8 protein-coding genes and 1 pseudogene are annotated in these 9,219 nt (G+C 65.8%); 3 read left to right on the forward strand and 6 right to left on the reverse strand.

From position 1 onward, the window contains the following. The 3 genes from OOT08_RS09015 to OOT08_RS09025 all read right to left on the reverse strand — a co-directional run. On the reverse strand, nucleotides 1-1,167 hold a 1,167-nt coding region (locus OOT08_RS09015; protein ID WP_325092312.1), incomplete at its 3' end, for a sensor histidine kinase. A 48-nt stretch (nucleotides 1,168-1,215) separates the two neighbouring features. Continuing rightward, entirely contained in the window at nucleotides 1,216-2,082 is an 867-nt protein-coding gene (locus OOT08_RS09020; protein WP_325092313.1) for an ABC transporter permease, read from the reverse strand. Continuing rightward, a complete protein-coding gene (locus tag OOT08_RS09025; protein ID WP_325092314.1) occupies nucleotides 2,079-3,002 on the reverse strand; it encodes an ABC transporter ATP-binding protein in 924 nt (307 codons plus the stop codon). The genes OOT08_RS09020 and OOT08_RS09025 overlap by 4 nt, the downstream gene beginning before the upstream one ends. 223 nt (nucleotides 3,003-3,225) lie before the next feature. Here OOT08_RS09025 and OOT08_RS09030 point away from each other — a divergent pair, with 223 nt between their 5' ends. Beyond that, entirely contained in the window at nucleotides 3,226-4,320 is a 1,095-nt protein-coding gene (locus OOT08_RS09030; RefSeq protein ID WP_325092315.1) for a helix-turn-helix domain-containing protein, read from the forward strand. Between the two features lie 111 nt (nucleotides 4,321-4,431). Here OOT08_RS09030 and OOT08_RS09035 read toward each other — a convergent pair whose 3' ends face one another. The 3 genes and pseudogenes from OOT08_RS09035 to OOT08_RS09045 all read right to left on the reverse strand — a co-directional run. Further along, complete coding sequence (locus tag OOT08_RS09035; protein WP_325092317.1) at nucleotides 4,432-4,848, reverse strand: hypothetical protein; 417 nt, start codon at nucleotides 4,846-4,848, stop codon at nucleotides 4,432-4,434. A 974-nt stretch (nucleotides 4,849-5,822) separates the two neighbouring features. Further along, nucleotides 5,823-7,172 (reverse strand): PIN-like domain-containing protein, encoded by a 1,350-nt coding sequence (locus tag OOT08_RS09040; protein WP_325092894.1) that lies wholly within the window; start codon nucleotides 7,170-7,172, stop codon nucleotides 5,823-5,825. 134 nt (nucleotides 7,173-7,306) lie between these two features. Beyond that, a pseudogene (locus OOT08_RS09045) lies at nucleotides 7,307-7,438 on the reverse strand (LLM class flavin-dependent oxidoreductase); the annotation flags it as partial. A gap of 209 nt (nucleotides 7,439-7,647) precedes the next feature. On the opposite strand from OOT08_RS09045, the gene OOT08_RS09050 reads away from it, so the two are divergent. Both OOT08_RS09050 and OOT08_RS09055 read left to right on the forward strand, forming a co-directional pair. Continuing rightward, complete coding sequence (locus OOT08_RS09050; RefSeq protein ID WP_325092318.1) at nucleotides 7,648-8,181, forward strand: DUF1648 domain-containing protein; 534 nt, start codon at nucleotides 7,648-7,650, stop codon at nucleotides 8,179-8,181. Between the two features lie 9 nt (nucleotides 8,182-8,190). Further along, nucleotides 8,191-9,219 (forward strand): threonine aldolase family protein (locus OOT08_RS09055; protein WP_325092320.1); only part of this gene is annotated, 1,029 nt, incomplete at its 3' end.

Genomic DNA, 9,219 nt, shown 5'->3' on the forward strand with positions numbered 1-9,219 from the left:
TGGGTGTTCCCGCCGAGGCACCGTGACCCGGAGCAGGCTTCCGCCCCCGGGGGCCGCCCCGAAGACGACCGTGCCGCCCACGTGACTCGCCCGCTCGCGCAGCCCGGCGAGGCCGAAGCCGCTGCCCGGATCGCCGGGGGTGCCCGCCGGGCCGACGCCGTCGTCGAGCACCGTGAGCAGCACGTGCTCGGGCCCGCTCGTGAGGGCCACCCGGACCGTGTCCGCCCGAGCGTGTTTCCGAACGTTCGCGAGCCCCTCCTGCGCGGCCCGGAGGAGCACGACCTGGCGGTCGCGTGGCAACTCCGGCTCGGCCCCGTCCACGCTGACGAGGACCCCGGTTTCTGCCGCGTGGCTCGCCCCGACGCGGCGCAGGGATTCGACGAGCCCGTGTTCCCCGACCGGGTGCGTGCGGGCGACGAGGGATCTGGCCTCGGCGAGGGCGTCGCGGGCGGTGCGCTCGATCTGACCGAGTGCCCCGGCGACCGCCTCCTCTGGGGCGAGTTGCCCCCTCGCGCGTTCCGCGAGCATGACGAGGCCGGTGAGTGTCTGCGTGAGCGTGTCGTGGAGCTCCCGGGACAGCCGTTCCCGTTCGGCGGCGGCCCCCGTGGCCGAGCTGAGCGTTGCGATCTCGTCCTGGGCGGCGATCAGTTCCGTGATGAGCGCCTGGGCCTCGGCCGTCTGCCGGTAGACGTGCACGAACCAGCTGCCAATGCCCACCGCGAAGGCGAAGGACAGCGACTGGGTGAGGATGGCCGAGGTGAGCGCCCCGCTGGAGACCTGCGACAGACTGAACCAGAAGCCGACCCCGATCACGATCGCCGCGACCGCGCTGAGCCGGATCGAACGCCGATAGCTGGGGGTCAGGGACCAGATCAGCGGATACATGATCACCTGCAGGGTGGCCATGTTGGTTTCGGCGGCCACCCCAACCGCGACCAGCAGGATGAGCAGGACGTTAAACGCCAGCCCCGGCAGAGCTCGCTCCGCCGGAGTCTCCGCGAGGGCGAGCAGGCGTCGCCCCCAGAACGCGTAGCTGAGGACGATCCCGGCGATCACGCTGCCCGCAACGATGGCGTTCCCGGGTGGCACCTGCGAGAGCGCGATAATCACGCTCATGGCGAGCGCCATGAGCCCGATCGCGAGGTCCCACCCGCTTTGCTTGATCATGTCACCAGCTTTGCACGGCGCGCGCCACGCTGGGGTGCGCCGTCACGATCAGCCCCGCCGTTGCCAGCGGAAGGTGAGCAGGCACACCACGAGCCCCAGGACCAGCCAGCCGCCCAGCACGAGCGCGATCAGGCCACAGTCCCAGACCCCGGACGGCTCGGCCGCGGCGAAGTGCTCGGGGAGGAAGACCCCGCGCATCCCCTCGGCCAGCCACTTCAGCGGGAACAGCGCGGCAAGCTGTTGCAGCCAGTCGGGAAGCTGGGAGAAGGGGAGGTACACACCCGAGATGAACTGCAGGATGAGCACGGGCGGCAGCACGACCGCGGTGGCGCTTTTTCCGGACCGGGGCAGCGCGGACAGGGCGATTCCGAGGACGCCGAACACCGCGGTCCCGAGGAGGAACAGCCAGGCGAAGGTGAGCCAGCGCCCCGGCTCGGTGGGGAGCTGCACCCCAAAGCCCAGCACGGCGACGAGGACCAGGACCGCGGCCTGCGCCGTTCCCGTGACGAAGACCTGCCCCAGCTTTCCGATGAAGAAGCTGATCGGCGACATGGGGGTGTTCCCCAGCCGGGCGAGGGTGCCCTCGTGCTTCTCAATCGCGATATCGATCGCGAGGGTCTGCGTGCCGCTGAGGAGCAACCCCGCGGCCAGCATCGAGGTCAGGTAGTAGGACGCGAACGAGATCCCTCCCGTGCCGTCCGGGGCCGCACCGAGCTCGCCCTGCTGCCCAAAGATCGCGGCAAAGAGCAGAAACATCATCACGGGGAACAGAAAGCTGAAAAACACGTGGTCGACGACGCGGAAGTGGGCGCGGGTCTCATAGCCGATCCGGCGCAGGCCGACGGCGCCGACCCCGGGGAGGGCGGGAGTCCGGGCCGCTCCGGTGGACGGGCGGACGACGGCTGCGGGACTCATGCGGGGGCCTCCTCGAGGCTCGGGGCGAGGGCGGCGGCGCGGTCGGCGCCGATCAGGTCCAGGTAGACGTCCTCCAGCGAGGGCCGGAGCACGCTGAGCTCGGCGGGTTCGTGGCCGGCCTCGGCCACCAGCCGGGCCACGAGGGCGCCGGGGGTTTCGGTGCGCTCCTCCCGGTGCGCACCCCCCGGCTCCCGCCAGCGGACCAGGGGGACCCGGGCGTCCGGACCACCCAGGTTCTCGATCGAGTCCACAGCGACGAGGCGGCCCCCGACGATGACGCCCGCTCGATCCGCCAGGCGGGCGGCCTCCTCCAGATAGTGCGTCGTGAGCAGGATCGTGGTGCCGTCAGCTTTCAGGGTCTCAATGAGGGCCCAGAACCGGTGCCGCGCCTCGGGGTCGAAGCCCGTGGTCGGCTCGTCGAGAAACAGGATCTCGGGCTTTCCGACGATGCCGAGGGCCACGTCGACGCGGCGGCGTTGGCCGCCCGAGAGCTTGCCGATCCGGATATCCGCGTGCTCGGCGAGGCCGACGGCCTCGATGACCTCCTCGGGATCGCGCGGGGCGGGGTAGACGCCAGCGAGGTGCCGGATGAGCTCGCGCGCGGAGGCCGGGCCCACCTCTCCGGGTTGCTGGGGGACGATGCCGATCCGCGCCCGCCAGGCGCGGTCGGCCGTGAGCGGGTCTGCGCCGAGCACGGTCGTGGAGCCGGAGCTCGGTGGCAGGGCGCCGGTGAGCAGGCCCACGGTCGTGGATTTCCCGGCGCCGTTCGGGCCGAGCAGGGCGAAGGTCTCCCCCCGGGAGATCTCGAGGCTGAGCCCGTCGAGGACGGTGTGGTTACCGTAGCGTTTGCCGAGGCCGTCGGCGCAAAGCACGCCGCGGGCACCGGGGCGGGCGGGGGTCGGATTCGCGTGGGGGGACATGGTTCCAGGTTCCCGGATTCCGGGCCGCGGGAACAGCCACCCATTCACGGAGCTTTCCCTCCACCGATCGGTGGACGGCGCCCCCGCTCCGGCTGCGTCTTCGGCCCGAGCGCGGCACGGATCGTCGCCGCGTTCTGCCCGAAACCCGGCCTGGCCGAACGGTCGGGTCCCCGTTTTCCGCGAAAATTCGTCCCGGACCGCCGCCGCCTGCTGAGATGGTGGCATGTCTTCTGCCAGCACCAAACACGATTTCGGCCGCTTCGTCTCGGAGCGCCGCCGGGCCGCCGGGCTCACCCAGCGCGAGCTCGCCGCTCGCCTGCACGTCACCGAGTCCGCGGTGTCGAAGTGGGAGCGGGGGCTCTCCTACCCGGACATCACCGTCGTGCCCGTGCTCGCACACGAGCTGGGCACGAGCAGCGACGAGCTCATCGGCGCGAGCGAAAACCTGGCGGAGCGGCACGCGAAACGCGACGCCCGGGTCTATCGGCGCTGGCGCGCGGGGCTGCTGTGGACGACGGGGATCGGCTACTCGCTCGCGGTCCTGACCGCGTTCATCGTGAACCTCTCGGTGCAGCACACCCTGAGCTGGTTCTGGATCGTGCTGTCGGCCGTCGCGCTCGCGTTCAGCCTCACGACGCTCCCCGCGCTCCGGGGCCCCTGGCTGACGGGAGCCCGGCGCGGCTGGATCGTCTTCGGCTGCGCCCTCCTCAGCCTCTGTGCGCTGCTCGTGGTGATCGCGCTGCTGACGGGCCCCGGCCCCTGGCTCCCGCTCGCCCTGGCCTCGGTGCTGCTCGCCGTCGTCCTGGTGGGCACCCCGTTCGCCCTGCGCTCGGTCGCCGTGCCGACGGGAACCCGCCGGCACGGGACGCTCCTCAGCCTCGGCATCGGCACGCTGGCCCTCATCGCGTTCCTGTTCGTCGTCCTCAGCACGATCGGCCGCCCCGAACTCTTTGTGCGCCCGACGCTCCTCCTCGTCGCGATCGGCACAACCCCCGTCTGGCTCGGGGCGCTCCTCATTCGGTACCTGCCCGTGTCCGACCTGTTCCGGGCCGCCCTCGTGGCGGCGCTGGCCGCGCTGACCGCATGGCTGGCGTCGCCCCTCGTGTCCCTGGCGCTCGGAGAGACCCCCGAACAGCGGCTCCGGCACGTGGATCTCACCACCTGGAACACGGTCACGATGAGCGGCAATATCCAGGTGGTCATCACGCTCGGGCTCGGGCTGATCGCGGTCGTGCTGGCCGTGGCCGGCATCGTTTCCGCCGCGGCCCGGTCGGCAGGGCGCGCAACCCCCGCCCGGCCGGATACGGTGGACGGATAACCGCCCCGGTCCCGGGTTCGCGTGATGAGCACCCGGCCCGCTTCGCCGTCATCGGGGCCACCCCCACCCGGTTCGGATGCGATCAGCGTTGCGGTGACCTCGCGGGCCCTGTCATCCTGATGTGGCAGCACACCCTGGCTTGGCCAGGCCAATCATACGACCCAGGAGTGGATCGAAATCGGGAAGAAAGCACTGGCCAGAGTGGTCGTCGGCGATGAAGCAGTAAGGATCATTCCGCGAGGCATCTGGAAGCTGTGGAGCTTCAGCAGGGGCCAAGAGATTCCATTTGCATCCCTCACTGGCGTGCAGCTCTCCGAGCGCCCGCTCCGTGAATTTCCCACTGGACTCCGAATCGCAGGCCTCGATGTTCTGGCATTTCTTGCCGGGTATTTCCAGAACAACGGGAAGCGCAGTTGGTGGTGCTATCGCACCGGCCCCGGTGCCGTCGTGTTCCACACCACCTTTCCCAAGGTGGCCACCTTCGTGGTCAGCACGGAGCACAGCGAGGATCTCGTGAGACAGCTGCACGCGCGAATCGTTTCCCAGACTGAGCCTCGGGGCGGCTCGATCGCATCCCCGTAAACCGGCACGTCGCGGTTCCACATCGAGCCCAGCTCGGGCGCGACCGGCGCCGCGAACGGTCCCAGACGATGGATCACCCAGGCACACCCACCTGACTCGGGGGCGCTCCGGGTGACGAGGGCACCCACCACGCACACCGAAGCGGGCGCCGTGGCCGGCATCGTTTCCGCCGCGGCCGAATCGGGAGGGCGCCCCCGCCCGGATACGTCTACCTCTTGGAGAAACCTAAAGACACACGCATCCGTTTTTCATAGTTCTTTCATTGTTTAGTGGGTTAAAAAGGCCCCGGCCCGAAAAGAGCCGCGGGCCAAGGTTTGTGTTTCCTATTCCGTGATGCATATGCCCAGGATGAGCGATCGCAGCATCCTAAGGCGTGCTCAAAGCGATAGGGCAAAGCAAGATGCCGAGACAAGCGGCTTCCAGCCGTGTTCAGTTCCTGCCCTGGGCTCTCGTTGCAGCCCTATCCGTAGCGGTTACCCCGGTTGATGGTTTTATCACCGCCCCACTGCTGCCCGACGTTACCAGTTCTCATTTCATGTAGTCCTTTAATTCGTGCCAACGAGAAGTTGTTGAAACGCCCCAAGATCGGAGGCTGTTGCCAGCCACTCTTGACCCGTTTTAGAAGGCGAAAATGCGCGCTTTCCGCGCCCAAATTGCGAGCAGAGCTGAGAGTGTCGAAACTTTAGATTCTGAACAGCATTGAAGACTCCAACCTTCTAGCCAAGTGCGACACTACTACTGCGCCGATCAAAACTTAGATAATCCATAACTTCCAGAGGAAACAAGAAGTCCGGGTACTCGAAACAAATCGAGTACCCGGACTTTCATAGGCAATGAAACTTAGAGAGGGAGGATTAAGCCTGTACGATTCTCACCGAAGGCATGCCGGGTGGCGCGCGAATCCGCCTATCTCAAGTTTTTCATTCGTTCAGTTCTTCGAGTGCGAGGTTTACTTCTGCGAGTTTGTGTTGCAGATGATGTAGTTGCCGCTCCAGGGTTGCCCTGGACATTCCACCTGATGGGCCGGGATCGCTGATTCGGTGCATGATGAGATCCCGGCTATGTATGAGCGAACGGAGCTTGTGCTCGAGAGTCACTATGTTTTGTTCATTGTTTTTGACCTTATTGAAGAACGCATGCCTAGCTTCTTGGTCATCTACTGTCTCGAGCTCGCTCTCAAAATAATGACGCTTTAACTGAAGCAGGGCGATTTCGTTCTCGAGTTCATTCTTTTCCATATCCAGCTTATGAAGATCCTCATTCATCCCGTGGGAAGCGAAGTTGCCCAGCTCTTCTTGTTTGCTTCGTTGTTCAAGCCTTCGAACGAGATGCTTCTGCTGCAACTCCATAGCTTGCTGACGTTCGCGTAGTATGCGCTGCGCACGGCTGTTGGCGCTTGAAACTTCTTCAACTTCCTCGAGTGAAGTGGTACTGATGGAAGTTTTCGTGCGCACCTTCGCGTATTCCAGGAATCTCAACGGCTCATAAAAATGGATGCGCTGCGCGGCCGCCTCCCAGAACTCATTCACGAGTTCCACACGGGGGCCTTGAGTCTTGCCTTCTGACCTCCACCACCAGTCTTCTTTGGCATCGTCCGTCACAAAAATAACTGGCTTCTTGGACTCCGCGCCGAAGCGCAGAATCTCCTTCCAAATGATCAAATCACCGTACTGGTTTGGATCCTTGTCATTCTTATCCTTAAAGCCTGGAGGAATCTGCTTCTCGTAGCGGGTTTTGCCTTCAACGCAGATTGATTCGAGTTCGTCTTCGGCGAAAGAGGGGCCGACTTTGCCCGTAAAAAGATCGCTGATTTGATCAAAAGTTTGTTCGGCTTCTCTTTTGCCGATCACTAGATCTTTGTGCGCGTCTTGCTGTTCTTTTAGCTCAGTTGTAAGACTTCCAAAGAAGCTACTCAGCTTTTCATTGAGTTCTGACCGATTGAGCGAGGGGTGATGTTTATAACCATTCAGAGTGGATGCGATGTCTGACTCGGCTTTGGTGAGCGCCTCAGTTACCTTGTTGAATGCATCTGCGGTGGAACTGATTACCGTGAGTCTCCGTCGCTGAAACTCGAGTCCTACGTGATGCGGTAGCCACAATGAGCTGCTGAGTTTCTTTAGTACAGTCAGAAACTCGTCGCGGGTCCCTGGGGTGTATCGAAAGAAGTTGAGGAGGGCGTTGGTGTCGAGGATTATGTGACCCTCTGCCCAAATCTCAGATAGTTCGCTATCGGACGGCTTGTAGTAAGCCCTAAAGCTCTCGCGCAACATCACTCCATTCGCTTATATATTCCTACCCACTCTAGGGGTCAAGAGCGTTGCGGATTCGCTTGGGGTAAAGGGTAGGCTCCCTGCCCGGGCAGCATGTAGCGACATACATTGAAGTGAGGCGGTGTTTCTGCCTTCTATAAAGCATGCCCCTGTACCGGGCCCTCCGTATTTGGCTTCCAGCCAAGTGCGGGGGCAACGTGCTTCGCAAACGATTCCAGAATATGCACACAATAAGCAACCCCTAACTGGCTCGGGGCGCTCATCATTCGGGACCTGCCCGTGTCCGAGCGGTTCCGGACCGCCCTCGTGACGGCGCTGGCCACGCTGATCGCCTGGTCGCGTCGCCCCTGTTGTCTCGGGCGCTCGGGATTGGGCTCGGGCTGATCGCGGTCGTGCTGGCCGTGGCCGGCATCGTTTCCGCCGCGGCCGAATCCGGAGGGCGCGCAACCGCCGGCCGGTCGGATACGGTGGACGGATGAACGCCCCGGTCCCGGCTGCCACGCAGCGCACGTCGTCCGCCCGCTGGCCGCTGGCCCTCGCCGTCGGGCTGCTCCTCGCGGTCCTCCTGATCGGGCTGCTGCGCTTCCCCGCGGTTCCCGATCCGATGCCGACGCACTGGAATTTCCGGATGGAGCCGGACGCCTGGGGAGCAAAATCCCTCGTCGCGTTCCTTGCCCCACTGGGCGTCGGCGTCCTGACCGTTGGCCTGTTCTGGACGATACCCCTGCTCGGGCGACTCCAGGACGCCGCGCGTCCGCCTGCGGACGCCGCGCAGGCGGAGCGCACACTGCTCACGCTCCGGGAACCGGTCGGCTCGGTACCCCAGGACGCCCTGATCTGGTTCAGCCACCGCCTGGCGCTGCTCACGGCCGTGTTGTTCGCCCTCATCACGCTGCTCGCCTGGTTCGAGGTGACCGGCGTGCTCCCGGCAGTCCTGGTTTCCGCGACCGTCGCCGCGCTCCTCGGGGTCATCGTGGTGGGCATCATTCGGCTGCGCCGCACGCAGTAACCTGGTCGGGTGAACGCAACGACGCCCCTCCCCTCATTTGCCTCCGATAACTACTCCGGTGCCCACCCCGCGGTCTTCGACGCGATGCTCGCCGCGAATGCCGGGCCCGAGCCCGCGTACGGCGACGACTCCCACACCGCGCGCTTCGCCGAGATCGTGCGCGGGCACTTCGGCCCGGACGCCCAGGCCTTCCCGGTGTTTAACGGAACCGGGGCGAACGTCCTCGCGCTCCAGGCCGCGCTGCCGCGCTGGGGCGGCGTGATCTGCGCCGACACCGCGCACATCAACACCGACGAAAACGCCGCCCCGGAGCGGGTGGGGGGCATGAAGCTCCTGACCGTGCCCGGCGTGGACGGCAAGATCACCCCGGAGCTCATCGAGCGCCACGCCTGGGGCTGGGGAGATCAGCACCGGGCGCAGGCCCTCGCCGTCTCCATCTCGCAGAGCACCGAGTTCGGCACGGCCTACGCCGCCGAGGAGATCCGTGCCATCGCCGACGCGGCGCACCGGCACGGCATGGTGTTGCACATGGACGGCTCCCGGCTGAGCAACGCGGCAGCGCACCTGGGCGCGGAGCTCGGCGAGCTGACGACCGAGCTGGGCGTCGACCTCCTGAGCCTCGGCGGCACGAAGAACGGCATCCTCTACGGCGAGGCCGTCGTCGTGCTGACCCCGGGGGTCGCGCCGGGCATCGAGTACCTGCGCAAGATCAATCTCCAGCTCGGCTCGAAGATGCGCTTCCTCTCCGCGCAGCTCAACGCCCTGTACGGGACGGAGCTCTGGCGCGAGTCCGCTGCGCACGCGAACGCGATGGCGACCCGGCTGCGCGCCGGGCTGGCGGAGCTGGCCGGGGACGGTGCCGCCGGGATCGAGTTCCTCGCACCGACGGAGGCCAACGCGGTCTTCGCTCGCCTGCCCGAGGCCATGACCGCGGCGCTGCACCGCGAGTTCCACTTCTACGACTGGCCCGGCGTCCCCGGCGCGGTCCGGCTGATGTGCGCCTTTGACACCCGCGAGGAGGACGTCGACGCTTTGCTC

Origin of the sequence: Leucobacter sp. M11, assembly GCF_035726885.1 — a bacterium.
Taxonomy (GTDB): Bacteria; Actinomycetota; Actinomycetes; order Actinomycetales; family Microbacteriaceae; genus JAPFRB01.